Annotated in this window: 23 protein-coding genes; 8 read left to right on the top strand and 15 right to left on the bottom strand. The window is 69.0% G+C overall.

What is annotated here, in order from left to right; genetic code table 11:
• Positions 1-30 precede the first annotated feature (30 nt).
• The 7 genes from C2868_RS08445 to C2868_RS08415 all read right to left on the bottom strand — a co-directional run bounded on the left by C2868_RS08445 (position 31) and on the right by C2868_RS08415 (position 8,224).
• Positions 31-864, bottom strand: a complete 834-nt coding sequence (locus C2868_RS08445; RefSeq protein WP_103663143.1) for an ABC transporter permease — start codon at positions 862-864, stop codon at positions 31-33.
• A complete protein-coding gene (locus C2868_RS08440) occupies positions 861-1,622 on the bottom strand; it encodes an ABC transporter ATP-binding protein (RefSeq protein WP_219811469.1) in 762 nt (253 codons plus the stop codon). The genes C2868_RS08445 and C2868_RS08440 overlap by 4 nt, the downstream gene beginning before the upstream one ends.
• Before the next feature lie 85 nt (positions 1,623-1,707).
• A complete protein-coding gene (locus tag C2868_RS08435; protein WP_103663141.1) occupies positions 1,708-3,141 on the bottom strand; it encodes an FGGY-family carbohydrate kinase in 1,434 nt (477 codons plus the stop codon).
• Complete coding sequence (locus C2868_RS08430; RefSeq protein WP_103663140.1) at positions 3,142-4,341, bottom strand: CaiB/BaiF CoA-transferase family protein; 1,200 nt, start codon at positions 4,339-4,341, stop codon at positions 3,142-3,144.
• A 3-nt stretch (positions 4,342-4,344) separates the two neighbouring features.
• Positions 4,345-6,039, bottom strand: a complete 1,695-nt coding sequence (locus tag C2868_RS08425) for a thiamine pyrophosphate-binding protein (RefSeq protein ID WP_103663139.1) — start codon at positions 6,037-6,039, stop codon at positions 4,345-4,347.
• Between the two features lie 279 nt (positions 6,040-6,318).
• On the bottom strand, positions 6,319-7,605 hold the full coding sequence (locus C2868_RS08420) for an APC family permease (RefSeq protein WP_103663138.1): 1,287 nt from the start codon (positions 7,603-7,605) through the stop codon (positions 6,319-6,321).
• A 175-nt stretch (positions 7,606-7,780) separates the two neighbouring features.
• Positions 7,781-8,224 (bottom strand): MarR family winged helix-turn-helix transcriptional regulator, encoded by a 444-nt coding sequence (locus C2868_RS08415; protein WP_103663137.1) that lies wholly within the window; start codon positions 8,222-8,224, stop codon positions 7,781-7,783.
• A gap of 74 nt (positions 8,225-8,298) precedes the next feature.
• Between C2868_RS08415 and C2868_RS08410 the strand changes: the two genes are divergently transcribed.
• Positions 8,299-9,264, top strand: coding sequence for a zinc-binding dehydrogenase (locus C2868_RS08410; RefSeq protein WP_103663136.1), 966 nt, complete (start codon positions 8,299-8,301; stop codon positions 9,262-9,264).
• A 166-nt stretch (positions 9,265-9,430) separates the two neighbouring features.
• Here C2868_RS08410 and C2868_RS08405 read toward each other — a convergent pair whose 3' ends face one another.
• From C2868_RS08405 to C2868_RS08385, 5 genes are all read right to left on the bottom strand, one after another.
• Complete coding sequence (locus tag C2868_RS08405; RefSeq protein WP_103663135.1) at positions 9,431-9,739, bottom strand: helix-turn-helix domain-containing protein; 309 nt, start codon at positions 9,737-9,739, stop codon at positions 9,431-9,433.
• Entirely contained in the window at positions 9,736-10,140 is a 405-nt protein-coding gene (locus tag C2868_RS08400) for a VOC family protein (protein ID WP_103663134.1), read from the bottom strand. The genes C2868_RS08405 and C2868_RS08400 overlap by 4 nt, the downstream gene beginning before the upstream one ends.
• A gap of 103 nt (positions 10,141-10,243) precedes the next feature.
• On the bottom strand, positions 10,244-10,489 hold the full coding sequence (locus C2868_RS08395; RefSeq protein WP_103663133.1) for a glutaredoxin family protein: 246 nt from the start codon (positions 10,487-10,489) through the stop codon (positions 10,244-10,246).
• A 75-nt stretch (positions 10,490-10,564) separates the two neighbouring features.
• The gene (locus tag C2868_RS17415) at positions 10,565-11,911 is read right to left on the bottom strand and encodes an FAD-binding oxidoreductase (RefSeq protein WP_181003401.1); all 1,347 of its coding nucleotides are present in this window, start codon (positions 11,909-11,911) and stop codon (positions 10,565-10,567) included.
• Positions 11,908-13,515: an FAD-dependent monooxygenase gene (locus C2868_RS08385; RefSeq protein WP_181003400.1), complete on the bottom strand. Its 1,608-nt coding sequence runs from the start codon at positions 13,513-13,515 to the stop codon at positions 11,908-11,910. The genes C2868_RS17415 and C2868_RS08385 overlap by 4 nt, the downstream gene beginning before the upstream one ends.
• A 172-nt stretch (positions 13,516-13,687) precedes the next feature.
• Here C2868_RS08385 and C2868_RS08380 point away from each other — a divergent pair, with 172 nt between their 5' ends.
• Both C2868_RS08380 and C2868_RS08375 read left to right on the top strand, forming a co-directional pair.
• Positions 13,688-14,290, top strand: a complete 603-nt coding sequence (locus C2868_RS08380) for a TetR/AcrR family transcriptional regulator (protein ID WP_181003399.1) — start codon at positions 13,688-13,690, stop codon at positions 14,288-14,290.
• 28 nt (positions 14,291-14,318) lie between these two features.
• Positions 14,319-16,103, top strand: coding sequence for a CocE/NonD family hydrolase (locus C2868_RS08375; protein WP_103663131.1), 1,785 nt, complete (start codon positions 14,319-14,321; stop codon positions 16,101-16,103).
• Between the two features lie 105 nt (positions 16,104-16,208).
• Here the strand turns inward: C2868_RS08375 and C2868_RS08370 are convergent, their stop codons facing one another.
• On the bottom strand, positions 16,209-18,725 hold the full coding sequence (locus C2868_RS08370; RefSeq protein WP_103663130.1) for a discoidin domain-containing protein: 2,517 nt from the start codon (positions 18,723-18,725) through the stop codon (positions 16,209-16,211).
• Between the two features lie 229 nt (positions 18,726-18,954).
• Between C2868_RS08370 and C2868_RS08365 the strand changes: the two genes are divergently transcribed.
• From C2868_RS08365 to C2868_RS08355, 4 genes are read left to right on the top strand one after another with little or no spacing between them, the layout of a single operon-like run.
• Complete coding sequence (locus C2868_RS08365) at positions 18,955-19,767, top strand: alpha/beta fold hydrolase (RefSeq protein ID WP_181003398.1); 813 nt, start codon at positions 18,955-18,957, stop codon at positions 19,765-19,767.
• Positions 19,764-19,907: a hypothetical protein gene (locus tag C2868_RS17410; RefSeq protein WP_181003397.1), complete on the top strand. Its 144-nt coding sequence runs from the start codon at positions 19,764-19,766 to the stop codon at positions 19,905-19,907. Before C2868_RS08365 ends, C2868_RS17410 begins: the two co-directional genes overlap by 4 nt.
• On the top strand, positions 19,904-20,431 hold the full coding sequence (locus tag C2868_RS08360) for a DUF1269 domain-containing protein (RefSeq protein WP_103663128.1): 528 nt from the start codon (positions 19,904-19,906) through the stop codon (positions 20,429-20,431). The genes C2868_RS17410 and C2868_RS08360 overlap by 4 nt, the downstream gene beginning before the upstream one ends.
• 37 nt (positions 20,432-20,468) lie before the next feature.
• Positions 20,469-23,378, top strand: coding sequence for a BTAD domain-containing putative transcriptional regulator (locus tag C2868_RS08355; RefSeq protein ID WP_103663127.1), 2,910 nt, complete (start codon positions 20,469-20,471; stop codon positions 23,376-23,378).
• Positions 23,379-23,475: 97 nt separating this feature from the next.
• On the opposite strand, the gene C2868_RS08350 is transcribed toward C2868_RS08355, so the two are convergent.
• Positions 23,476-23,829, bottom strand: a complete 354-nt coding sequence (locus C2868_RS08350) for a hypothetical protein (RefSeq protein ID WP_100810572.1) — start codon at positions 23,827-23,829, stop codon at positions 23,476-23,478.
• A gap of 100 nt (positions 23,830-23,929) precedes the next feature.
• On the bottom strand, positions 23,930-25,057 hold the full coding sequence (locus C2868_RS08345; protein ID WP_181003396.1) for an HNH endonuclease signature motif containing protein: 1,128 nt from the start codon (positions 25,055-25,057) through the stop codon (positions 23,930-23,932).
• 75 nt (positions 25,058-25,132) lie between these two features.
• Between C2868_RS08345 and C2868_RS08340 the strand changes: the two genes are divergently transcribed.
• Positions 25,133-26,175, top strand: a 1,043-nt coding sequence (locus tag C2868_RS08340; protein WP_258034422.1) for an IS256 family transposase, incomplete at its 3' end; no start/stop codon positions are given.

Genomic DNA, 26,175 nt, shown 5'->3' with positions numbered 1-26,175 from the left:
CCCGACGCACTGTGCTCGGGCGAGTCTGAATCAGTTCGGTGTCCACCGCGTGAGCAGGCCGCTCACCCGCGAGATCACCGTGTCGAGCAGGACAGCGATGATCGCGATGACGATGGTGCCGAGCAAGACGACGGGTGTGTTCAGGGTCCGGCTCGCTTGCATGATGAGCACGCCGATGCCGGCGTCCGCACCTTGGAACTCGGCGGCGACGATGACCGCGAACGCGAGAGCGCTGCCGATCCTGAACCCTGACAGGATCTCCGGAAGGATCGCCGGAAGCACGACGGACCGGTACAGGCGCCCTTCCCTCGAGCCGAGCGAGCGTGCTGCCCGCAGATAGACAGGGGGCACATTGCTCACCGCGACCGTGGTGTTGACGACCATGACCATGAAGCAGGAGAGTGCCCCGAGGAAGATCTTGCCGCTGTCTCCGATCCCGAACCACAAGATCACGAACGGTATCAACGCGATGGGCGGAACCGGGCGCACAGCCTCGATGATGGGGAGCAGCGCCGAGTAGAGGATGCGGCTGCGCGACATGGCGAGGCCGGTGATGACGCCGAGCACCGAGCCGATGCCCCACGACACCACGACCCGGGCAAGGGTGAGCCCCGCGTCCCCGAGGAGTTTCCACTGTAGCGTCGTAACGGCGACCCAGACCGACTCGGGCGACGGGAAGTACAGCTTGGCGATGATGCCTGTTCCCGTGGTCAGGACCCACCACAGGATCAGGACCGCAAGCAGTACAGAGACCGAGATGATGCGCGACGCGCGCTTACTGAGCCCGTGTCCACGTGATCGTGCCGGGCTTCCCCCCTCGAGGGATGGGGGAGTGATGGGAGATAGGTGCTCTGTCGTCGTCATGATTGAACGTCCCGGAGGCTGTGCGAGATGGTGGCTCTGAGAGCCTGGAATTCGATGGAGTCCCTGAGGTCCAGATCCCGGTCCTCACCGAAGGGCACGTCGACCACCGAATGGATCCGGGCCGGTCGCGGAGTCATGATGACGACCCGGTCGCCGAGGAACAGCGCTTCTTCGATGTCGTGGGTGACGAAGACCACGGTGCGCGGATCCGCCTTGGTGATCTGCCGCAGCGACAGCCACATCGACTCGCGTGTGAACACGTCGAGCGCGCCGAACGGTTCATCCAGAAGGAGCACCTCGGGGGTGTTCGCGTAGGCCCTGGCGATGTCGACGCGCTTGCGCATGCCTCCCGACAGTGCCTTCGGATATGAGGACGCGAAGTCGCGAAGTCCGACTAGGCCGAGGTAGTGGTCGATGTGGTCCGCGCGGGCACCGCCGCTCAGCTTCTGTACCTTCGATCCGAAGCCCACGTTCCGAGCCACCGTCATCCAGGGGAAAACGGCGTCGGATTGGAAGACCACCGCGCGGTCGTCTCCCGGGCCGATCACCGGCCGGTCGCCGACCCGCACCTCGCCGCTCGACGCCTGTAGGAACCCGGCGATCAGATTCAGCACAGTCGTCTTGCCGCAACCGCTCGGACCGACGATGCAGACCGTCTCTTTGTCGGCGATCTCGAGCGTGGCGTCCTCGAGTGCGAGTACTCGGTTCTTGCCGGAGTAAAACTCCTTGCGTACCGAAGAGAGTGTGATTTTGCTCACTGCTACCTGGTTTCCGTCCTTGGGTACCGTGCACGCACGTGTAGCCGACCTCGTCGTCGAAACGACTCTACCAACATCTAGACGTCTAGTCAAATTTGGCGGACTCGACCCACGCCTGAAAGGCCTCCTCGAATTGGGAGCGAAGGTGCGGGCGCGGCGCGATCACGGTCGTCGGCCGAGCGAGGTGGGCAGCCACCTGAACGGACTCGTGGAATCCCGCAACGACGAGTCCGATCAGCCCCGCCCCCTCAAGCGACGCGTCGGGATCGCTGCTGACGCGAACCTCCCGACCGAGAACGTCGGCACGCAACTGCGTGAAGATCTTCGACCGCGACAGTCCTCCCGCGAGAACGATGGTGGCGTCGGTATCGGGGTCGAGAACGTCAACGGCCTCCCTGACGCAGAATGCCGCTCCCTCTACGGCGGCACGGAAGAGCTCCGCAGGCGCGCGGTCAAGACGCGCCGAGACGGTCGTACCTGTCGAATCCGGCTGCCAGCGCGGGAAGCGGGCGCCAGACGTCCAGGGAAGCACGGTCGTACCGCGCGCACCGATCGGCACCGCATCGATCACCTCGCCGTAGCTCGCCGCGTCCGTGAAACCCAGCTCGGCGGCCCATGCCGATACGGCGCCGCCCGTGAGGCCTGTAGCTCCGCCGATGCTCCACGCCGATGTGAGCGGAGCTGCGTTCAGCACGGCTCTCGGCGGTGCACCCCGATGGCTCGTGATGAGGCGCGAGAGCACGTCGGTCGACCCCGCGATGTCCGCGATCGCATCGGTGCGTCCGCCGAGTACCGCGAGCGCTCCGAGCGAGCCGTCCGGTCCGCCTGCAGCAACGAGCGTTCCCGGCGGAATCCTCAGTGTCTCGCCCGCGGGTGTCGTGACCTCACCGGCGATGTCGATGGCTTCGAGTTGTGGCGGGAAGAGGGCCGGGTCCACGCCGGCGGCCGTGATGGCATCGACCGACCAGGCACGTTCGCGGACTGCACTTGCGCTGGTATAGCCGGCCGTGGTCACGTCGGTGACCACGGCGCCCGTCAGGCGAGCGATCAGGAAATCCTTCGGCGACACGATCCATCGAATCGTCGCAGTCTCGGCGGGTCGTGTCTCGGCTCGATGAAGGTACGCCGCAAGCCCGCCACCGGTGAGCGACGGGCGACCCGCTTGCGCGAGGAAGTGCGACGACATCACGCCCCACCGATTCGTCAGCTGCGAGATGCCTCGAGTGTCGGCCCAGCTGGTCGCCACGCCGACCGGCCGGAGATCGTCGTCGAGGAAGACCTGTCCGATGTGCGCCGAGATTGACACCACGGCGACCTCGGCGAGAAGCGCGGGGTCTATTCCGTTGATCGTCGCGACGACGTCCGCCCACAGTGCGGCGGGTGAGAAGGTGTCCCCGGTCTCACCGATCGGTCGCGTCCGCCGTGACGTAGCCATCCGGGATCCGGACTCGGTCACCACCGCCGCCCTGACTGCGGATGTCCCGACATCGACCGCGAGAACCGAACGACGGGTGAGCACTCAGATCGCTCCTGCCTCTCGGAGCCGTTCTATCCGCTCGGCGGAGAAGCCGAGCACGCGGGAGTAGACGTCGTCGTTGTCCTCCCCGACGAGCGGAGGCGCCTTCCGGACCGTCGGTGCAGACCTGTCCATCTTGATCGGGATGCCCGGAATCTGCAGCGGCCCGAGGGTCGGATGATCGATGTTCACGATCATCTCTCGCGCCTGGATCTGGGGCGATGCCGCGACCTCGGCGACCGTGGAGATCTTGGAGTACGGCACGCCCGCGGCGTCGAGTTCCGCGCCGATCGTTGCGGCAGACCGGGTCTTCGCCCATTCGGCGATGTAGCTCTCCAACTCACGGGCATGCTGCATCCGTCCCGGGACCGTCAGCAGCTCCGGCCGCTCAAGCAGATCGAGGCGACCGATCGCAGCGCAGAGTTTGGGGAACAGCGGATTCGTGCCCGCTTGAATGTAGACCGAGCCGTCAGCGCAATCGTAGACGTTCACCGGTGCCGTGAGCAGGTCGCGGTTGCCGCTGCGGGGCATGTCCATGTCCAGCATGAGGTGTGCGATCAGCCGTGTTCCGAGCATCGCGAACATCGAATCGAGCGATGCGACGTCGACCAGCTGTCCCTCGCCCGTGCGTTGATGGTGCACCACGGCGGCGAAGCAACCCAGCGCCGCCTGGTAGCCGGTCGTGTAGTCGGCGACATAGGTGCCGGCGAGCATCGGCTGACCGTCTTCATCCCCGGTGATGCTCATCAGGCCGGATGACGCCTGCGCGATCGCATCGAACAGGGCCCGCCTCGAGTCGGGTCCGGTCTGGCCGAAGCCGGAGATCGAGACGAGGATGATGTCGTCGTTGAGCTCCTTCATCCGCGAATAGCCGATGCCCATCTGAGCGAGGGTCCCGGGTCGGTAGTTCTCGACGACGATGTCCGCCCAGCGGATCAGATCCTCGAGGATGGCCAGCGCCTCCGGATGACGGGTGTCGAGGGAGACACCGTACTTGTTGCGGTTGTACAGCATCGTGTACACGCTCTCGCCGCGGTAGTAGGGCTGATGGTGCCGTGCATCTTCGCCGCCAGGCCTTTCGACCTTGATGACCTCGGCGCCGAAATCGCCGAGGATCTGGGCACACGTCGGACCTGCGATGAATCGGGACAGGTCGAGTACGTTGTATCCGTCGAGCGGAAGCGACGAGGTGGTTGTCTCCATGCCTCAATCCTCTCGGGAGAACGGCGTGAATGCGGGGTATGTCCACGCATTCACGGATCGATCCAGAACGACATCAAGAAGTACCGGTGTCGATCCCTCGAAGGCCGCCTCCACCTTCTGCGCCAGTTCGCCGAGATCGGTCACGACCTCGCCACGCACACCCATCCCGCGCGCGACCGCGCCGAAGTCCACCGAGGTGAAATCGACCCCGATCGTGCGTCCGTCGAAGTGCAGTTCCTGTTCCTGACGGATGTTGCCGTAGCTGGAGTCGTTGAGGACAACGATGCAGACGCGACCGCCGACTCGGGCCAGCGTCTCGAGCTCGCCGAGGCTCATGCCGAGCGAGCCGTCTCCGATGAGGGCCAGCACCGGGCGCTCCGGATCGATCAGCGAAGCCGCGATCGCCGCGGGCAGCGCGAAGCCCATGTTGCCGAACCCGACCGGCTTGATATAGGTGTTCGGCTGGGTGACTGTCCATAGGAACGACCAGACCCCGGGGTTGCCCGCGTCAGGGATCAGGAGCGTGTCGTCGGGCGAGACGGTGCGGACCGCACGCACGACGTCGGCGGGGGAGACGGTGCCACCGGCGCTGGTGGGATCCTCGGAGAGTGCCCACCACTTCACTTCGGCGGCGGTGAGCTCCGCGATCCACCCATCTCTCGCGCGAGCGGATGCGTTACCGCGATCGCCGATCCCGTCGATGACCGATCGGCAGAATGCCACGAGGTCCCCCGGCACGCCCGTCGTGCGGTCCGCGTAGTAGCGCCCGATCATCGTCGGATCCACGTCCACGTGGACGACCTCGGGCAGGTCGAGGCGCCAACGGCCGGTCGATACCGCATTCAGACTGTTGCCGAGCGCGATGACCAGGTCGGATTCAGCGATGACTCTCGTCGAAAGGTTCGTGCCCATGCGGCTGACCGCACCGAACACCAACGGGTGCGTCGTGGGGACCGCGCCTATCCCGTTGAATGTGGTGACGACGGGAACGTTCAGCACCTCGGCAAGCGCGAGGACCGCTTTCGCGCCGTTCGAACGGTTGCCACCGTTGCCGACCCAGATCGCGGGGCGTTCCGCGTCGAGGATCTTCTCGATGACAGACTCGATGACGTGCGGTTGAGGCCCCGGCCGGTTGCTCACCCAGGCGCGTGCGGGGTGCACTGCGGGGACGACCGGCGGGTTCTCGATGCGTCCTTCGATGGTGTCGCGGGCGAAGTCGAGATGCACCGGTCCGGGATTGCCTGTCATCGCATTGATGTACGCCTCTTCCATCGTCTGTTTGAGAGAGGATGCGTGGGCGATCAGCCGGCTGTACTTCGTGAACGGCTTGAACATCGACACGTGGTCGGCGTTCTGGGCATCGTCCTTATGGATGTTCTCGCCGTTGTTGTTGCAGGTCAGAATGAACGCGGGACTCGAATCGCGGAACGCACCGCCCACGCCCGTCAGGAGATTCGATGCGCCGGGGCCCGTCGTTGCGATGCACGCCGCTGGCTTGCCCGTGAGGCGTCCGTAGGCGTCAGCCATGACCGCAGCCGCACCCTCGTGACGTGTGTGCGTGAATTCGATGTCGTCCGCATCGATGATCGCGTCAGTGATTGCGAGCGTCTGCCCACCCACCACGCCGTACACCTGCTCGATGCCGAGCGATCGCAACATCTGCACAACGAGTTGGCCGCCGGTAATAGAAGTGGTCATTGTCGTCCAATCAGTTCAGGAGTGCGTGAAGCCACCCGAGCCGGACCGTGCCACAGATGCGGAACGTCGTCGTCTCGCCGTCTCACCGCGACCACTGTCAAGGCGACTAGTGGTCTATACGACTATACCACAGAGCGCATGTCTCGGACATCGATCGACTCGATGAGTTCTCACTCCTGCCGCACTTCCCGGCGATCGTGAGTCGAGCGAGACCGACTGGCGCCGCCCTCGGTCTGGTCACATCGACAGGTTCCGTTACCGTCGACCGAAGAGGGCGCGTCAGGCTGAGCGCTCCCGAGCCTTCACGGCAACCACCTGGCCGATGAAGATCGCTGCGGCCACCGCGGCGGCGACGACGACCGTGAGCGGGTCATCCTGGATTTTCAGGATCGTGAAGGGGATCAGGATCGCGAGGTCGAGCACGATCGTGAGCACCGGCAGCCAGCGCACCGCGTGGATCTTGTCGCGCAGATGCCGGATGACGCCCCACTGCACGGCGATGTCCATCGTGAGGTACAGCAGGGCACCCGTCGAGGCGATCTGCGTGAGGTCGAGGAACGCGGTCGTGACGATCGCGAGACCCGTCGTGATGATGAGCGGCTGGCGGTGCACCTTCGCGGGCAGCGCCGGCGCCTGGCGCATGTCTTGCAGCATCGCGTAGAGCCGCGACACGGAGTACAGGCTCGCGAGCAGCCCCGAAACGGTCGCGACCACCGCGATCGCCACCGTGATGCCCACGCCCCACGAACCGAACAGCGGCTCGGCCGCCTGCGCGAGCGCGTAGTCGCGGGCGTCGGCCGCGCCCTCCGCGCCGATGCTCGAGGCGACCGAGATCGTGATGAGCAGGTACAGGGCGGCGCAGATCGCGAGTGAGATCACGATCGAGCGGGCGATGTTCTTCTTCGGGTCGCGGATGTCGTCGCCCTGATTGGTGATCGTCGTGAAGCCCTTGTAGGCCAGCACGCACAGGGTCGTGCCCGCCAAGAGCCCGAACACGTCGGGTGCATCGCCCGAGGCGTGGGCGAAAAGTCCGACGCCCGCGACGGCCGTGCCGACGATTCCGGCGATGGCAAGGACGGCGATGCCCAGGATCTTCGCCACGGCCGTGGTGATGGCGGATGCCTCGACCAGCCGGTTGCCGAGCAGATTCACGATCGCGGCGGCGGCGATCACGACCACGCCGAGAAGCGGCACGAGCACGACCGAGTCCTGCAGCCCGAACGGTCGGAGCAGGTAGGTGCCGAACGTGCGCGCGAGCAGGCTCTCAGCGACGACCATCGACACGTACATGAAGAGCGAGAAGGAGCCGGCGATCACACCCGGGCCGTAAGCATCCTTCAGCAGCATCGCGATGCCACCCGAACTCGGGTTGACGCTGGAATATCGGATGTAGGAGTAGGCGCTCGCGCCCGCGACGATCGCGCCCAGCAGGAACGCGAGGGGGAACCAGTCGCCCGCCAGGCCGGCGACCTGGCCGACGAGCGCGAAGATGCCGGCGCCGATCATGACGCCGGTGCCGAGCGAGACCGAGCCGGCGAGCGAGATCCGAGCTTCGTCGTCACTCATGCGTGTCTCCCCGCTCGCTGCGTACGGCAACCGGATACCCGGCGCTGGCGTCGGCAACGGTAACGGGGCGGCCGGGCGATTCGCGCGGCCTTGACACGATCCGCTTTCCTTCTCTGCTGCGTTCTGGGCTGGTGTGCTTCGCGACGTCGAGCGCGTCCGGGCGGAGGAAGGACCGTCAGTGAACGTCCATGCCGGAGGCCGCGCCCTCGGCGATCAACAGCCGACTCACGAGCGAGGTCAGCGCATCCTGATCCGCCGCGGGCAGGTGAGCGAGCAGGCGTGAGATCTCGCGTTCGAAGTCGGCCTCGCCTGCGGCGATGCGCGCGCGGCCCTCCGGGGTGAGGCGCACGTGCACGGCTCGTCCGTCTTCGCTGGACCGCGTGCGCTCCACGAGGCCGCGTTTCTCGGCCCGGTCGACCAGGCCGCTGATGCTCGACTTGTCGAGGCCGAGTCGCGCGCCGAGCTCGCTCATGAGGGGCTCGCGGTCGCGCAGAATCCCGAGCATCCGTGCCTGAACGGGGGTCATCCCGTGTGCGGTGGACTGCCGCTCGAGCACACCCTGCACGAGGAACGTGAGTTGCGCGAGTCCGTCGGCTGGCGAGAGTTCGGCGTCGGGCATGGACTCACCCTAGCAAGTAGTACGTGCCGCGTACTACTATGGTTTGTATTACGAACTACCTGGGAGGATTCTTCATGGTCCACGCATCAGCCGCCGTCGTCACGGACTTCAGTGCGCCGCCGCGCTACAGCCCGTTCGAGCTGCCCGAACCGCGCGATGGGCAGGAAATCGTGGACGTGCTGGCGGCGGGCCTGCATCCGCGCGTGCGTTCCGGTGCCGGGGGAGCGCACTACACGAGCTCGGGTCGGCTGCCGCTGATTCCGGGCATTGACGGTGTGGGGCGTCGAACGGATGGCGCGCTCGTCTACTTCGCCGTCGACGACGACCAGTACGGCACGATGTCTACGAAAGCGCTCATCGACTCTCGTCGTTCCATCGCCCTCCCTGACGACGCCGACGCGGTGAAGCTCGCGGCCGCGATGAATCCGGCCATGTCGTCGTGGGTGGCGTTGCGTCGCCGCATCACCTTGCCATCCGACGCATCCGTCCTCGTCCTGGGTGCGACGGGCAACGCCGGGAGTATGGCCGTTCAGATCGCGCGGATGCTCGGCGCCGGTCGCGTCGTCGCCGCCGGCCGTGATCGAGAACGTCTCGAACGACTAACGAGGATCGGCGCCGATACGATCGTCGCGCTCTCGGGCGACGCGGAAGCGACGGACGCGGCTCTCGCGGCGGCCGCAGCGGATGTCGACGTCGTGCTCGACTATCTGTGGGGCTCGCCGACCGAGCGAGCGATCCCAGCGCTTCTCACCGCTCGCAGTGACCGCAGTCGTCCCCTCGACTGGATCGAGATCGGATCGGTCGCCGGGCCGGACATCTCGCTCCCGTCCGCAGCGCTGCGTTCCGCTCACCTGCGCCTGGTCGGTAGTGGCCAGGGGTCGATCGGGGCGCGCGACTACCTCGCCGAGCTGCCCGCGCTCGTCGATGCGATAGACCAGGAACTCATCGATGTCTCGACCCGGACGGCGCGACTCGCGGACGTCGAGCAGGAGTGGGGTCGTCCCGAGGAGCCGGGAGTGCGCACCGTGCTCGTGCCGTGAGCCGTGGCGATAGCCGCGCTTCGCTCTTGCTCGAAGGTCGGACTGATTGCGCACGAAGCGAGCGGTTGGCGGTCGGCGCATCCGGCGTATCTCTCGACCGGCGGTGCGCGGTCGCGGCCCCTCGGTCTTCGACGTCGCGCGGGTTCGAGCGTGACCTCCGGTGAGCTCAGTGGCCGGGGTGGGCTCGGCCGCCGGGGGCCGTGTCGGCGCCCCAGCGTCCAAGCGCGTTGATGACCTCGCGCAAGGCGTGCCCACGGTCGGTCAAGGCGTAGGCCCGGGTGTTGTGCCGGAGGGGCAGGCGGGTCAGCACACCAGCCTCTTCCAGCTCGCGCAGGCGGGTGGCGAGGATGTTCGTCGGCACCCCGAGGTCGCGTTGCAGGTCGCCGTAGCGCTGCGGCTCGTCGAGCAGGCGTTCGACGATGAGCAGCGCCCATCGAGCGCCAACGATCTCGAGGGCTGCGGCGAGGTCGCTCACGCGGTCGCGGCGGCGTCCGGCTTCATCCAGAACGGGGAGTAATGGTAGCCGTCGGGGTCGTCGAACTGGCGCTGATACATGAAGGGGTAGTCGTCGGTGTCGCCGATCCGCCCGCCCGCGGCCCCGGCGCGCTCGACGAGCTCGTCGACCGCCTCGCGGCTGTCGAGGTCGAACGAGACCGTGACCTTGGAGGGTGTGTCGGGTCCGCCGATCAGGTCGTCGGTGCCTCCGACGCTCGCGTACATCTCGCGGCTGCCGAGCATGACGTATTGCTCGGGCGCGATCGCGAAGCACGAGACGTTGTGATCGGACATCTCGGCGTTGAGGGTCCATCCGAGAGCGGTGTAGAAGGCGGTGGCCCGGTCGACGCTCTCGACCGGGCAGGTGATGAAGAGGCTCATGCGGTGATACTTGCAAAATGCAAGTGCGACGTCAAGGGGTGTTCTCGGCGCGTTTCGATTTTCCGCGCTCAACGAGTGGCAGGGGGCTTGTGCCGTCGCGCGGTCAGCCCAGGGCGCTCGCGAGCTCGTCGTCGCTCGGCTCGACCAGCACGATTCCGCCCGCAAGAACGACCACGGGCGCACGCGTGCTGCCGCTGACGGATTCGGCCCGCTCCCGCGCGTCGTCGTCGGTCGTCACGTCGAAGTAGTCGTACGCCACACCCCGCGCATCCAGGAGTGCTCGCGATCGTGCGGTGTCCGCGCACTCGGGCTTTCCGTAGACCGCGATGTTCGGGTCGGGCTGCGTCATGACTCATCCAATCGGTAGGTCTTCGTCTGCGATGCTCGGTTGCGCGACAGCCCGAGGATACCTCCGACCTTCGACCTACCGCCGCGCGAACACCCCGCCCGGGTCGTGCGCGGCCCGCACCTCGTCGAGCCGCGTGCGCTGGTCGGCGCTCCAGGATTTGGCGAAGGCATCCGGAGCGTTCGCGCGTCCCACGAAGTTCACCAGCGGAGTCGGCGCGTGCCACGTCGCGGTCGCGTCGAGCACCGAGCGTGCGGCGGACAGTCGGACCTCGTCGGTGAGCGTGGGCACCGGCGCGGCATAGACGTTGAGCAGGTGCTGCGTGGAGCGGCCACCCACGGCATCCGGTTCGGTCGCGTGCAGCGTCGCCCCGCCGATCGTCCGGATCTCGACGGCGGACAGGGGCAGGTCGACGTCGAGGCCGCCGGCGGCGAGCAGGGCGTCGACGGTCGCCTGCTCGAGGGTCTCAAGCGACGCGGTGCCGTTGGCGACGGGCATTGGCGCGGTCGGGTCGGCATGGATCGACCCCACCTGCGCGTAGGGCAGCACACCGACGGTGTCGAGCAGGGGCGTCGCGACGGCGCGCAGGGGAGCGAGCTGCGCCTGGGCGGCGTCGAGCGTGTCGAGGCTCGCGAAACGCACGTGGGCGACGTGCTTGCCGCTGAGCGCCGGCGGCAGCGCGGGGGAGTCGGGAAAGCGCAGCAGCGCGATCGAGGTCGTCGTCGAGTCGGGCAGCGCGGGCGCCCAGGCGGCGTACGCGCCCAGGACATCGGATGCCGCATTCGCACCGAAGTACACGCCACCACCCACGATCTCGGCGTACGGCAGCAACTCGACCGTGACGGCCGTGACCACGCCGAACCCGACCTTGCCGCCGCGCAGGGCCCAGAACAGGTCGGGGTGCGCGTCGCGTGACACGGTGATCGGCCCGTCGGCGGCAGTCACGACCTCGAACGAGCGCACGTGGTCGGAGCTGAACCCGAACGAGCGGGCGAGCGGGCCGATGCCCCCGCCCAGCAGGTATCCGACGACGCCCACGGACGGCGTCGATCCGCACGGCGCGGCGAGCCCGTGCGCGGCGGCGGCCGCGACGACCGGTGCCCACGAGCATCCGGCACCGATGCGGACCGTGCGCGCCGAGGCATCCACCTCGACCGTGTCGAGAGCGCGCAGGCTGATCGCGGCGCCCTCGGTGAGCGGCTCGAGGCGGCCGTGGCCGGAGCCCAGCGCGGTGAGTCGCGTGCCCTGCTCGGCGGCGACAGAGACGGCGGATGCCACGTCGTCCGGCGTCCGCGCATCCACCACGACCGCCGGCGCGACTTCGACGCCCAGGTCGAAGCCCGCCACGGCATCCGCGTAGCCGGCGTCGCCGGGGGCGAGCGCGACCGAGACGCCCGCGCGGCGGAAGGCGTCGATCGTGCTCACCGGAGAGCCTCGGAGGGCTCGGGCGAGACGGCGGCGATGTGCTCGGCTGAGACGGCGGCGATGTACGCATCGATGTCGGTCGGGTGCTCGGCGTCGGTGATCGCGGCGATGTACCCGTCGGGGCGCACCAGGATGGCGCCACCGCGCTCGTCCAGACCGTAGCGCGCAGCGACCCGTCCCTCGGGGTCGGCGAGGGCGCCCGCTTCTGCCGTCGGGGCGACCCGGATGGTCTGCGCCCCGGTCGGCGCGGCGACGTCGGGGAAGGTTCCGGCCTCGTCGGCGACCAGCACGAAGGCGTATCCCGATCCGCTCGGATCGCGGTGGGCCAGGGCCGGCCACAGCCCGACCTCGTCGACGGCGCGGACGGGGTCGCCCGCCCGGACGGGACCCCGGTGGCCCGATTCGGCCAGGGGCGCGTACCGGTATTCGACGGTCATCTGCTCGATCTCGTTCGCCATCGAGTGCCGCGCGAGCGGCATCTTCAGTGCCGCCTTCATCAGCAAATTGCGCGCCTCGCGGGCGAAGGGTGAGCTGAGGGTGCCCGCGTGCGTCAGCGCCGTCGTGAATTTGATGACCTCGGCGGCCACGGGGTGGCGCTCGTCGTGGTAACTGTCGAGAAGCTCCTCGCTCGCGCGGCCCTGTACGGCGGCCGCGAGCTTCCAGGTCAGGTTGAAGGCATCCTGGATGCCGGTGTTCATGCCGAGCCCGCCCGCGGGGGAGTGCACGTGGGCGGCGTCGCCCGCGAGGAACGCGCGCCCCGTGCGGTAGCGCGGCACCTGCGCGTGGTGGATCTCGAAGATCGTGAGCCACCGCGAGGACTCGATCCGGACGTCCATCTCGCGCTCGTCGACCGACTGCTGCAGCCACTCGAGAGTGGGCTCGCGGGTCTCGGGGGTGTCGGCGGGGATCTGGCAGATCACGCGCACGCGCTCACCGGCCATCGGGAACAGCATCCCGACGGCGTCACCGGGGGAGAAGAAGATGTGGAACGACTGCTTCTCGTGCGCGAAGTCGGCGTCGACGTCGCCCATGAGGAACCGCTCGCCCTGGAAGACACCCTCGAGCTTCAGGCCCAGGCTGTGCCGCACGGCGCCCTTCGCGCCGTCGGACCCGACGAGCCACGCCACACGCGCGACCTCGGTCGTGCCGTCGGGGTGGGTCAGGGTCGCGCGTACTTCGCTCGCGTCCTGCTCGAGGCCGGTGTAGGTCACGCCCCGCTCGATCTCGACGCCGAGCGACGAGAGACGCTCGCGCAGGATGCGTTCGGTGTCGGTCTGCGGGATCGTGATCGAGTACGGGAACGGGCTGTCGATCGTGTCGAAGCCGACGCGTCCGAGGATCGAGCCGTTCGCGTGCATCTGCGCACCGGTCGTCCGCACGCCGGTGGCTTCGATCTCGTCGAGCACACCGAGCTGGTCGAGGAGTTCGAGGGATCGCGCGTGCAGCACGACCGCCCGGGATTCGTCGGTGGGCTCGGGAAGCTTGTCGATGATCCGCACCGCCACACCTCGCCGTGCGAGGTCGACCGCCGCGACCAGTCCGACCGGTCCGGCGCCCACGACGAGGACGTCGGTCGGCAGTTGTGTGGATGCTTCGTCGAGCATCGTGCTCTCCTGTCTGGGTCGTGCGTTCGCGCGCGGGACTCCGCGTGCGGGGTCCGGCGGGATGGGTGGTGTCGGATGGGGTGGTGCCGCCTGTTTCCGCGCGAAATCCGCTCGACGGGCCGTATTTTTGGTTACTGTACCAAAACAGGGATTTTCCGGGAAGAGACATGTGATGCCAGACCGTCGTGAAGCGCTGCTCGACGCCGCCATCGCCGTGGTGCGCGAGGGCGGCTATCCGGCGCTCACGCAGACCGGGGTCGCGGCGCGGGCGGGGATGACCCAGGGCCACCTGACCTATTACTTCGCGACGCGCAGCGACCTCGTGCGAGCGGTCGCCGAGCGCATCGTGCAGAACCAGTTCGCGCTGTTCGACACCCGCGCGCTCCCGCGGTCGGTCGAGGAGGCGGTGCAGAACGTCACGGCGTTCGCCGTCGCGACCGAGACCACGCGCGCCCTCGCCACGCTGATGCTCGCCGCCGACGCCGAGCCGGTGGCGGGCGAGGCCTTCAACACGCTCGCCTCGGGGATGCGGCAGCGTGCGACCTACCTGCTCGCCGCGTTGACCGGCGACGTCGAGGGGCCCGAGGCCATCGCATCTCACGCCCTCGACGGCAGACTCCTGCACGCCACGGCGGTCGGCGCCGCGGTGCTCACGCTCGCGGAGGGCGCGAACGCCGACGACGCCGAGACGGGACGGATGCTCGCGCGCCTGCTCGAGCTGCTGACCTCCGGTGCGGGCGAGCCATCCGAACCATCCGATCCAGACGGCGCGTGACGCGCCCCGATCTCGTCGGAGTCCACAGATGAGCCACGACGACCACGCGCTTCCGCTCAAGGGTTCCACCTACGGCCCGCAGTACGCGGGCTGGACGCCCACGGCCGTCGCGATGCAGGGACTCGGCGATCGGGCGCTGCTCGACCAGTTCATCGACGTCGGCGACGGTGTGCGCCTGCACGCCGACGTCTATCTGCCGAAGGGCGAGGGTCGCTATCCCGCCGTCGTCTGCTTCGCGGGCTACAGCACCGAGGGTCACACGGCGGGGCTGCCCACGGGCACGAACGAGATCGGCTCGCCCCCGGTGTTCACCGACCGCGGCTACTGCCCCGTCGTCGTCGAGCGCCGCGGCATGGGGCGCTCGACGGGCGAGCAGGTCGTCTTCTTCGATCCGCAGGACGTGGATGATCACGAGAAGGTCATCGCCTGGGCGGCCGCGCAGCCGTGGTGCAACGGCGACGTGGTGCTCTTCGGCACGTCGTACTACGGGATGGTCCAGCCGCTGGTGGCCGCGCGTCGGCCTCCCGCGCTCCGGGCGTTCTTCGCGAACGAACTGTGCACCGACTTCTACCGCCACCTGGTCGCGTTCGGCGGCGTGCCCGGGCTGATCTTCCTGAACCTCTGGATGGGCGCCAACTTCACGCGGGAGAAGTACGACGAGCGCATGTCGGAGGGCCGCAGGGCGCTCATCAGTCACGTGACGAACGGGATGCTGCATCCGCTGCTCGAGAAGATCGTGCACAAGAACGTGAATCGCATGTTTGCCTCGTTCATGTCGGCCATGCCGGTCGAGGCGGTGCGCCGGATGTACGTGAACTGGGTGTTCGACGGCAAGACCCGCGAGACCTCGACGATCCCCGAGGGTTCGACGGGGGTGCTCGGGCAGATCGAGGTGCCGTTCGTCGCCGTGCAGAACCTCGCGCACTTCAACGTGCACCAGTTCGGCACCTACGACCTGTTCGAGAACGCGGGCACCCCCGACGACCAGAAGTGGATGATCGTCGGGCCGGCGCAGTACGACCTGCCGGTGTACGAGTGGCAGGGCGAGGCGCTCGCGTTCTTCGACCACGTGCTGCGGGGAACGGACAACGGTTACGCGCGTCAGCCGCACGTGCGCTACTGGGTCGACGGGGCGGACGAGTTCGGCACCGCGAGCGCGTTCCCGCCCCTCGACGGCACGCTCACGCGCCTGTACCTCGCCTCGGCGGGCGAGGACGAAGCCCTGCACCGGCTGACACCCGAGCCCGCGACGGCGTCGACGAACACGTGGGTCGCCGTGCCGCTGGGCCTGCCCGTCATCGGCGGACTCGACGACGTCGCCGTGCAGTCGCTCGGCTACGAGATCTCGTTCGACCGCGACATCCGGCTCGCCGGCCCCGTCACGGCCAACCTGCGGTTCAGCTGCAACGAGATCGACTCGTACGTCATGGCGCGGCTGTCGCGCATCGATGCGCAGGGCGATCGACACCACCTGTCGATGGGAGCCATCCGGCCGGCGGCGCCCACGGAGGATGCGGCCCGCTCGACGCGGAACGAGATCGCGATCGACTCGGGGCGGCGCATCCCGCTCGTCCCCGGCGAACCCGTGACCCTGCGCTTCAGCCTGACCCCGGGCCCCACGCACCTGAAGCCGGGGGAGAAGCTGCGGCTCGACATCGCGAGTCGGAGCGACCTGCTGAGGCTCGACCCGAGCCAGGGCTACGGCCACTACGACCTGCCCGTGCCCCCGTACCTGTGCCGGAACACGGTGCACATGGGGGACTGCAGCTGGATCGAGGTCACCGAGGTTCCCCTCGCCGCGCCATCCGTGTGACCGGCGAGGGTCCCCGCGTCCCGCAGCGCTCCCGTGACACGCGTGTGCGGGCCGGCGCCCGGAAGCACCGACCCGCACACGATCCCGACGAGCTCACGATCCTTCTCAGTCGTGCACGGCGTCCTCCGCCCGGACCCGCGTGCGACGCACGGTCGCCCATCCGAGCGAGGCTGCGCCGAGGACGAGGATCACCGCGGCGACTCCCAGAGCCTCGAGATTCGCTCCTCCGCCGGTCACCGCCAGCGAGGATGCCGCCGAACGGGGTGCGGCGGCGGAACGGGGCACGCCAGTGTCGGCTCGTCGCACCTGGATCGTGACCTCGGCGGACGAGGGCAGGTGCTCCGCGCTGCCGAGGTACTCCAGTCGAAGCCTGTGGATGCCCGGCCGGAGGTTCTCGACGGCGAGCGTCGCCGTTCCCTCCTGCACGTCGGCCCGCACGAGTTCCGTGTCGCCCTCGAGCACGCGCATCGTGCCCTGGGGCACGGCGGCCGCGCTGATCCGGGTCGCCGTCGCCGCGACATCCGCGTGGATGACGACACCGGAGTCGCCCACCACGCGAGCGTCGCGGACGGTCACGACCGTGGCCGCGCGTGCGTCCGGCGCGCTGGGCGGCTCGTACTCGGCCGTTCCGGTGACGGACGGATCCGTCGTCAGCGTCGCCGTGAAGGTCCGCGATGCCGGGTTCAGCTCGTCCAGCTCGACCGTCCACGACGAGCAGTCCGCGGCGGGGAGCACGCGGTCGACGATGTCGCTGCTCGTCAGGGCCACGTCGCAGCCGAAGGACTGACCCGTCGGTACGCCGTAGACATCGAGCGCTTCGACGTCGACGACCGGAGCCGACGGATCGGCGGGATCGATCGTGACGTCCAACGACGCGGGGGCGGCGGTCGGGACATCCGTGTAGACCTGGAGCCCGACGAGCTGGAAGCGGTAGCCGTCATCACCGGCAGCCTCCGGCCCGAGCTCTGTCACGAAGACCCGCAGGTAGCGGCCGGTCGCGGCCTCGTCGAAGACGTACGTCCGGGCACCACGGTCGCCGGTCTGGTTCGTGTAGGTCTCGACGGTCGTCCAGGTCGCCCCGTCGTCGGAGACGTCCACGCGGAACGACTGGGGGTACCCCGCGCCATCGACGTTCGCCGGGTCGGTCGCCGTCGTCGAACGGGGGACGAGGATCACGCCGCCCACGCTCTGCTCGGCGCCGAGGTCGACCGACACCCAGGCCTCGGCGTCCTGCGTCGGTGAGGCCGGGTCGGTCGTGAATCCGTAGTGACCGACTTCGCTCTGCATGTTGCCCTGGGTGAGGTACTGCGCGGACCATCCGTTCGCCTCGAACGAGCTGCTCGCTGTCACGGTCTTGCCGAGCGCGAGATCGTTCGCACTGACGTTGACGGGAAGGGTGGCCGTTGTCGTCGAGTACGCGGGATCTCCCGAGTAGGCGGCCTGGATCGTGTGCGTGCCGAGCCCGCTCAGGGGGACGGATGTCTGCGCCAGCATGGCGAGTCCGTCTTTCACCGTCGCCGAGCCGAGCGGGATCGGGGAGGAAGCGTTCGTGACGTCGCTGAAGTCGACGGTTCCCGTGGCATCGTCCGGGAGGGATGCGGCGACCCAGCCGATCGACCCTCCCTCGGGGACGGACGTGTTCTCGATGGCGACGTTCATGGTCGGGACCGGCTTGTAGGTGACGAACACCTCGACCCATCCGTTCGGCGGGTAGTCCCATCCGTTGGTCGAGAAGTCGACGCCGGTTGGTTCGATCGAGGCGCCCGTGACGAGTGAGTCGACCATGGACGAGCCTGCGCCGCCTCCACCGCCGGCCGAGACGCCCTGAGCGCCGCCCCCGCAGGCACCGCCTTTCACGCCGCCGCCGCCGCCTCCGCCGCTCCCGCCGAGGTCGGTGCCTCCGTGGCCCGACTCGCCCTCACTCGTGGCCGCACCCGCGGCGGCACCGCCACTGCCTCCGAGAGGTCCGACCGTGCCGTGATGCCCGTCCTCGCCTGTCCAGCTGCCCTCATACCCTGCGTTGCCGCCCAGCCCGAAGTGGTCGGGGTCGCTGCTGGATCCACCCGCGCCGCCCCCGCCGCCCGCGACGGCGATCGTCGTGGTCACGCCTCCGCGCACGAGCTGTATCGTCGTTGCGCCGCCACCCGCACCACTCGTGCGTTCCTCCAGGCTGTCCCAGGCGCCGTTGCCGCCGCTCGCTCCGAGACCGCCCCAGCCGCCGAGGGGCGGGTGCGGGTTGCTTGCGTCATCCCAGCCGCTCGCGGGCTCGCCTGCGGCGCCCACCGAGATCAGAAGCTCGTCGCCGGGCTCGAGTGTGATGGTGCCGGTGACGAGGGCGCCCCACGATCCGCCGGAGGTCGTGTAGCCGCCGCTCGGCCCGCCGCCGCCACCCGCGGCCTCGAACTTCAGAGAGGCCATGTTCGGCAGCACCGTGAAGGTCTGCACCGTCTCGCCGTCGACCTGGAAGACCATCGAGTCGGCGGCGGTCGCCGCAGAGGGGCTCGACACGACCGCGGCTCCGGCGCAGACCAGGCCCACCGTCGCGGCCGCGGCCATCGCGCGCAGACTCTTGCGTGGTCGAGTGGGGATCAGTGATTCTCGGGGGTCTCGATGGGCGTTCATGCCAGCTCTCCTCTGTGGGTATGGGGTCGGACGGTGCTGCCGGGTGAGGCGCCTCGTGCGCCATGAGGACAGTGCACGGAGCCGATCCAATCCGTCTCCAATCCGCGTGGAGGAGAGGCCGCCCGTTCGGGAGGGAAGGTGGCTACACTCCTGACTGCCCGACTCTCTGGGGATGCGCTCGGCTACCCGGTGCCGACTCCGAGCCGGCGGTTCAGCGAGAGGATCGGGAGTGCCGACGATCGCCACGTCAGCCGGGCCCGTGGAGTACCGCGAGAACGGTCGGGGGATGCCGCTGCTGCTCCTGCACGGGACGCCGGGTGGCTCCGATCAGGGCGTCGCGGCGGCCCGCGTGCTCGGACTCGACGCCCGAGTCATCGCCCCGTCTCGCCCGGGATACCTCGGAACCCCGCTGTCCGTCGGGCGGACGCCGATCGAGCAGGCCGACGCGATGGTCGCCCTATTGGACGGGCTCGAGGTCGACCGTGCCGTCGTGCTCGGTGTCTCCGGCGGCGGGATGACCGCCCGCGCGCTGGCGGCGCGTCACCCCGGCCGCGTCCGCGGTCTCGTGCTCTGGTCGGCGGTCGGTGCGCCGATGCGGATCCCGGCGTGGCCGCTGCTCCACGGGCCGTTGTCGTGGCGCGCGGTGGGGGAGGCGCTGCTGCGGAGACTGCGTCGGTCTCCGGGGCTGCTCGTCGGCGGGGCGCGTGACGCGAGATCGGTGGACGCCGCCCTGGCGATCGCCGAGACGGTGTTCCCGATCGGCGATCGCCGCGACGGTCTGGCCAACGACGCCCATCAGGCACGACGGTTCGATGTCGGATCCGCCTCGAAAATCACGGCACCCGTGCTCGTCGTTCACGGAACCCGGGACCGCAACGTGCCGTACCGCCACGCGACCCGCGCGATGCAGTCCCTCCCGCACGCCCGCCTCGTCACGGTGCCGGGAGCGAACCACTGGACGAGTGCCGGTGACCCCGCAGCCGCGGCCGCACTCGCCGCGTTCCTCGCCGGCCTCGCGGACGGTGGCCGGCCGCGTCCGTGAGCGGCATCGCCCCCGTCGTTGGAGCCGCCTTGGAGGGCGACCCGCAAGAGTCGTGGGGTTCACCCGAGGAGGCACTCATGCGCGGACCCACGATCGTCGACACGAGCGACACGAGCGACACCGACGGAACCATGCCATGAGCGCGCTGGCCGTGTGGACCTACCCGGACACCGCGGGGGCGAGGCGCCTGGAGAGGTGCCTCGCCGACGGCATCCTCGGCGACGTCGTCGTCACAGACGGCGTGGTCGTCACCTGGTCCGGCGGACGTGCGTCGGCCCAGGTGCGCGAGCTGCAGGGCGTGGCGCGCGTGTGCAACCTGGGCGCCGCGTTCTGGGGCATGTTGTTCGGGATCGTCGTGTCGGGCCCGGAGCTGGCGATCATGGTCGGATCGCGGCGGCGCGCGCTCGACGACTCGCTCGAAGGCGTCGGTGTGGATCGGGACACCCTCGTCGCTCTCCGACGACGACTGCAGCCCGGAGGCTCGGCGGTCGCGGCGATCTGCGCCGAGTCCGTGGCATCCGTCATCGGGTCGGCCAGCCCCACGCCAGCGGGTGGGACCTCAGTGGGTGGGGCGCGGCCCACGCCCACGGACGCGGCAGAGCTCACGATGCGGCCGCTCACCGTCGAACAGGAGCGGGCACTGCGCAAGGTCTTCGCGGTGTGAGAGATGCCGCGCGGTTCGTCTGTGCTCTACTAATGCCATGCGGGTGCGCGACCTCGGACTGCTCACCGTCGAGGTCGACGGGGTCGAGCAGCCGTTGCGCGGACGTCGCCCGCAAGTCATCCTCGCGCGCCTGGTCGTGAGTGCGAACCAGCGCGTCACCGCGTCCGAGATCCAGGAAGCCGTGTGGGGCGATGACGTCGTCGACCACACGTCGACGCTCGAGTCCCACATCTGGCGGCTGCGGCGGGTGCTCGAGCCGCACCGCCCGGCACGTCAGCCCGCGCAGGTTCTGATCACGGATGTCGAGGGGTACCGGCTCCTCGCGCGGGTGGACGAGGTGGACTCGCTCCGTTTCGAGCGCGAAGCGGGCGAGATCCGCGAGCTCAGCGCATCGGCCGACCCCGAGCGCGTGCTGCAGCACTGCGACGAAGCGCTCGCGCTCTGGCGCGGAAAGCCGTTCGACCCCGCCTCGGACGAACTCTGGGCCGGCGCGGCGGTCGCCCGGCTTCAAGAGATGCGGACCGAGGTCGCGGCGACGCGCGTGGACGCGCTCGTCGACCTCGGCCGAAACCCGCAGGCGCTCGCCGACCTGGAGTGGCTGATCGGCGACGCGCCGCTGCACGAGCGCTTCTGGACGCAGCGGATGCTGGCGCTCCACCGTGCCGGCCGCACCGATCGGGCGCTCGAGGCCTACCAGCGCATCCGCACCCTGCTCGATGACGAGCTCGGACTCGAGCCGGGGGTCGAACTCGATCGGCTGCACCACCGCATCCTCGATCAGGATCCGGAACTCGTCGCGCGGCCCGCGGTCGTGGCGGTCCCCGCGGATTCCACACCCCCGCGCACGCCACTGTCCCGCACGCCACTGTCCCGCACGCCACCGTCCCCCATGCCACCGGCTCGCACACCACTCCCGCGCCGGACGACCCCGCTGGTCGGCCGGACGGGCGACCTGGGTCGGGTCTCGCGCCTCGTGGTGGGTCATCGACTCGTCACCCTCACGGGCGTGGGCGGGTGCGGCAAGACCCGCCTGGCGCTCGAGGTCGCACACACCCTCGCATCCGACTTTCCCGACGGTGTGTGGTTCGTCGATCTGGCGACGATCGACGACGACTCCCTCGTGGCCGAACTCGTCGCATCCACCCTGCGACTCGCTCCCGGCGTCGTCGGTTCCGCCGTCGATTCCACGGTCGACTACCTTCGCCGGCGTCGGGTGCTCCTCATCCTCGACAACTGCGAGCACGTGCTCTCGGGCGCGGCCGCGTTCGTCGAGCAGCTGGCGGACGACGAGGCGCGCTGCGCGGTGCTGATGACCAGTCGCGAGGCAGTCATGTTCCCCGGCGAAGTGATCTGGACGCTCGGGCCTCTGCCGCTCGAAGCATCCTCCGACGAGGCGGCGGCGCCGGCTCTGGAGCTCCTGCTCGCCCGGCTCTCGGAGGCCGTCCCGGAACTCCCGATCGACGAGCACGTCCGCGGCCAGGCGGAACGGCTCTGCGCGGCCGTCGACGGCCTGCCGCTGGCGATCGAACTCGCCGCAGCCCGCGTGCGCACCGACGGTCTCGCCGCCGTCGTGGAGCAGGCGTCCAGTGATCCGAGTCGGCTGAGGCGCCTGCGGAGCACGACCGGTGCGCATCACGACAGCGTCGGCGACGCCATCGAGTGGAGCTACCGCACCCTCAGTGCCGACGAGCGGATGCTGCACCGCCGCCTGGCAGCACTCCCGGGACCTTTCACACCCGACGTCGCTGCCGCTCTCGCATCATCGCCCCGTGGGACGATTCCGACGCTTTCCGCCGATGCCGTGCCGGATCTACTGTCGTTCCTCGCGCACCGCTCTCTCCTCGTCCCCGTCCCGCCGGCGACTCCCCGGGGTCGTCTTCGTTTCCGCCAGCTCGCGACGGTGCGAGCGCACGCCCGACGCGCGCTCACGGTCGAGGGCGAGACGGCCGCCATCGAGGACGCCCGCGACGCGTGGGTGAGAAGCCTCGTGGAGCGTCGTCCGAGACTCTTCGGTGCCGACCCCGACGCGTGGTACGACGCCGTCGACGACGACTATGACGCGGTTCGCGGGACGCTGCATCGGGTGCTCGTGGACGAGCCGAAGCCCGCGGGTGCGGCCCTCGTCACCGGGCTCGCCGGGTACTGGTACCTGCGCCGTCGACTGGTCGAAGGTCTGACCTGGCTGGAGCTCGCCGATGCGCTTCGTGGCTCGGACGGCGTCGACCCCGTCGATTCCGTCGATCCCGTCGATGAGGCGGGAGTGCACTGCGCGCTCGCCGTTCGTTTCGTGCTGCAGGGCCGCACGGATCTCGCTCATCCGCATGTCGAGCGGGCGCGTGGCGGGATGGCGGTCTCAGATGACCCGCGACGGTCGGCGGACCTGGCATGGGCGCTCGCCGGACTGGCCTACGCGCTGCTCACCGGCTCGGAGCGGGAGATGGTCGCAATCCTCACCCGCGACATCCGCGGAGCGGCCGACGCGACGCACGACGCGGAGCTCGCCGTCGTGGCCGACGCGTTGTCCGCCACGATCGCCGTGCCCCCGGATCCCGAGGCCGTGGAGGCGGTCTACGAGCGCGCGATGCAGCAGGACAACACCTTCGCCGCCTCGATCTGCGCGTCGTTCTTCAGTATCTACGCCCTGCTGACGCGGGATCCGGCACTCGGCGAGGTGTGGGTCGGCCGCGGCCGCGAACTCCACGAGCGGGTCGGGGGCCGGGCATTCAGCGGTTTCGACGAGAACCGCGCCGACTTCGCCGCGATGGCGGCGAGGTACACCGACGCTGCGAGGCTCTACGGCGCATCCAGCGCGGCGGCATTCCGAGACGGAACCGTATGGCCCCGGCAGCAGGCGACACGCGAGATGCTCCGCCGGACAGAGGAAGCGCTCACCCGCGAGGAGTTCCTGCGGGAGTGGCGCGCGGGCGAGGACTCGCACGGCGGATAGCGGGGTGGGGTGCCGCGGCGCGGCGGTGGCGTCGTGGTTGCGTTGCGGCGGTGTCGTGGTGGCGTCGCGGGTCGCGGGTCGCCGGTGCGGGTGCGGTTCAGCGCGCGAGCGGGCGAATCAGGTCCTCGGGAGCGGGGAAGGGCACCGAGTAGGAGATCTGCGGGGCGGTCATGTCGCCGTAGTCATCCTTCTTGACTCGGATGCCGGAGGTGGAGACTTCGGCGATCCGGACGCGGAGCCAGTCGCCGTTTTCTAGCCGGAGTTCGTAGGGGTTGGCGAGGTATCCGATGCCGAGCGCGTCGAGGGTCTCTTCGGCGTGCATCCAGTCGACGGCGTCGGTGCGCGGGCGGCCCAGCAGGTCGATCGCGACGAATCCGTCACCGACGGGTTTCATCCATCCCACGCGTTCGCCGTCGTCGGCGCGACGGTGCTCGATCCAGTCGGGTTCCATGCGTTCGAGGGTAGCGAAAGTGCCCGTGCCCACCGTCTCGCCGTGCGCGTTCGACCAGCCACTGTTGCGTGGTCGCTTCGGGACTCTGTGACCCGCGTGGTCAGAACGGGATGAGCTCGAGCGGGTCGAACTGCAGCTCGTCGAACTCGATGTCGTCGGGGTCGAGCTCTTCGGGTGTCCGCATCGCTGTCGTGGGGATCGGGTCGTCGGGTATTTCGTGTTCGGGGTCGGGGGCGAATTCGATGGTGCTGATGGGCGTGTCGGTGTAGGTGCGTCCGGTGGGGCTGGTCCATTCGAGTACCCCGCCGGGGTGTTGCCTTACGGTCCAGGCGGTGTTGTGTTTGAGCGTGTGGTGTCCCTCGCAGAGGTGGGCGAGGTTGCGGTCGCAGGTCACCCCGCCGTGGGCGTGGGCGAGGGTGTGGTCGATGTCGCAGCGTTTGGCGGGCATCCGGCAGCCCGGGAACCGGCAGTGCTGGTCTCGGACGGTGAGGTGTCTGCGCTGGTCGTGGTTGGGCCGGTAGCGGTCGACGGCGAGGACCTGGCCGGAGATGGGGTGGGTGAGGATCCGGTCCCACCCGGCCGCCCCGGCGGTGAGCATGCACGCCGTTTGTGGGTCGATGGGGGAGTGCCCGACCAGGAACGCTGTTTCGTAGGGGTCGGTGATCCGTTTCTCGATCAGCGACATGACGGGGACGGTGATCTGAACGGTGGCGCGGATCGCGCCGAGGTCGGTGGGTCCGCCGTCGTGCGCGGTGGGAGCGGCGGTGAGGAGCAGGTCGCCGAAGATGTCGGCACGGATCTGATCGGTCGTTCGGGCATCGGCGGCGTTCGCGGGCCCGTCGCCGCCGCATCCACTCGGGTCGGTGTCGGTGCCCGTTTCGCCGCGGCGGGCGTCGATGACGGTGCGGGCCATTTCGCTGAGCCGGTCGTGGATGCCATGTGCGACCACGGCGGGGAGGAGCGCGCGAAGCTCAGCAACCCCGTCGTCGAGGTCGGTGACCCAGACGGCGCGGTCTTCGACCGCGCGGCGGTGGCGTTGCTCGAACGTGGTTTCCGCATACCACTCCGCCCGCCGCTTCGCGAGCGGTGTCAGCCGCGTCGCGGACTGGGCGCAGGCGATCGGGAGCACGTCTTGTTCGAACTCGGCCCGCATCTCCGGCGTTTCGATGATGGCCCCGGCGGTGACGATCGCCCGGACGTGCGCGGCCGAGATGAGCCCCGCAGCCAAAGCGTCGAGGGTGAGGGTGTCAGATCGTTTGTGTAAGGGGTGTCTGCTTCTTATGGAAGGACGACGCTGATGACCATGATCGACAAAGAAGCTCGAGCGGAGCGACGGCGGCGGCAGGAGGAAGGCGCCAGACGGCTGCGTGAGTCGGGGGTGCTGGATGATCTGTTCGCGAAGATTGATGCTGGCGAGGTGCAGCTCGATGGCAGGGACGGGTTGATCCAGCAGTTGATCAAGACGGGCCTCGAGCGTGGTCTGGGCGCTGAGCTGACCGAACATGTCGGTTACGAGCGTGGTGATCCCGAGGCGCCGCTGCATGACAACTCCCGCAATGGTTCGTTCCCGAAGACGGTCTCGACGGTCGCTGGCGATGTCGAACTCTCGATCCCGCGGGACCGGAACGGGACGTTCATCCCGAGGCTGGTGCCGGTCGGTCAGCGTCGCCTCGGCGGGTTGGACGAGATGATCGTGTCGCTCTATGCCGGCGGAATGACGGTGCGCGATATCGAACACCACTTGGCGTCGACGATCGGCACCGAGATCAGTCGCGAGACGATCTCCAAGATCGTCGACGAGATTTCCGACGAGGTCCTTGCCTGGCAGTCTCGGCCGCTGGAAGCGTTCTACCCGGTCATCTACTTGGACGCGATCGTGGTGAAAGTCCGCGACGGCGGACACGTGCGCAACAAGGCCGCTCACATCGCGGTCGGCGTCGATATGGAAGGCGTCAAGCACGTCCTGGGCATCTGGGTGCAGCAAGCCGAGGGCGCGAAGTTCTGGGCCTCCGTCTGCGCCGAGCTCGCCAATCGCGGCGTCCGCGACGTGCTCATCGTCTGCTGCGATGGGCTCACCGGCTTCCCAGAAGCGATCGAGGCGACCTGGCCTGAATCGCTCGTGCAGACCTGCGTCGTTCATCTGATCCGAGCGTCAATGCGGTTCGTCTCCTACGGGCAACGCAAAGCCGTCGCCGCCGCGTTGAAGCTGATCTATCAAGCCCCCGACGCGGACGCGGCGAGGGCAGCGCTGGAGGCGTTCGCGGCCTCCGATCTGGGTCAGGGCAATCCGCACACGGTCGCCGCGTTCGAGAACGCGTGGGAGCGGTTCACCCCGTTCCTGGGGTT

This window comes from Microbacterium sp. CJ77, from assembly GCF_002911615.1.
In the GTDB taxonomy this organism is placed as follows: domain Bacteria; phylum Actinomycetota; class Actinomycetes; order Actinomycetales; family Microbacteriaceae; genus Microbacterium.
Note: the sequence above shows the minus strand (reverse complement) of the source record. Positions and strands in the feature narration are given on the sequence as shown.

Coding starts and splice junctions, on each gene's coding strand:
- C2868_RS08445 (WP_103663143.1), bottom strand. CDS start 864: ATGACGACGACAGAGCACCTATCTCCCATCACTCCCCCATCCCTCGAG.
- C2868_RS08430 (WP_103663140.1), bottom strand. CDS start 4,341: ATGGAGACAACCACCTCGTCGCTTCCGCTCGACGGATACAACGTACTC.
- C2868_RS08425 (WP_103663139.1), bottom strand. CDS start 6,039: ATGACCACTTCTATTACCGGCGGCCAACTCGTTGTGCAGATGTTGCGA.
- C2868_RS08420 (WP_103663138.1), bottom strand. CDS start 7,605: ATGAGTGACGACGAAGCTCGGATCTCGCTCGCCGGCTCGGTCTCGCTC.
- C2868_RS08415 (WP_103663137.1), bottom strand. CDS start 8,224: ATGCCCGACGCCGAACTCTCGCCAGCCGACGGACTCGCGCAACTCACG.
- C2868_RS08410 (WP_103663136.1), top strand. CDS start 8,299: ATGGTCCACGCATCAGCCGCCGTCGTCACGGACTTCAGTGCGCCGCCG.
- C2868_RS08400 (WP_103663134.1), bottom strand. CDS start 10,140: ATGAGCCTCTTCATCACCTGCCCGGTCGAGAGCGTCGACCGGGCCACC.
- C2868_RS08395 (WP_103663133.1), bottom strand. CDS start 10,489: ATGACGCAGCCCGACCCGAACATCGCGGTCTACGGAAAGCCCGAGTGC.
- C2868_RS08385 (WP_181003400.1), bottom strand. CDS start 13,515: ATGCTCGACGAAGCATCCACACAACTGCCGACCGACGTCCTCGTCGTG.
- C2868_RS08380 (WP_181003399.1), top strand. CDS start 13,688: ATGCCAGACCGTCGTGAAGCGCTGCTCGACGCCGCCATCGCCGTGGTG.
- C2868_RS08375 (WP_103663131.1), top strand. CDS start 14,319: ATGAGCCACGACGACCACGCGCTTCCGCTCAAGGGTTCCACCTACGGC.
- C2868_RS08370 (WP_103663130.1), bottom strand. CDS start 18,725: ATGAACGCCCATCGAGACCCCCGAGAATCACTGATCCCCACTCGACCA.
- C2868_RS08360 (WP_103663128.1), top strand. CDS start 19,904: ATGAGCGCGCTGGCCGTGTGGACCTACCCGGACACCGCGGGGGCGAGG.
- C2868_RS08355 (WP_103663127.1), top strand. CDS start 20,469: ATGCGGGTGCGCGACCTCGGACTGCTCACCGTCGAGGTCGACGGGGTC.
- C2868_RS08350 (WP_100810572.1), bottom strand. CDS start 23,829: ATGGAACCCGACTGGATCGAGCACCGTCGCGCCGACGACGGCGAACGC.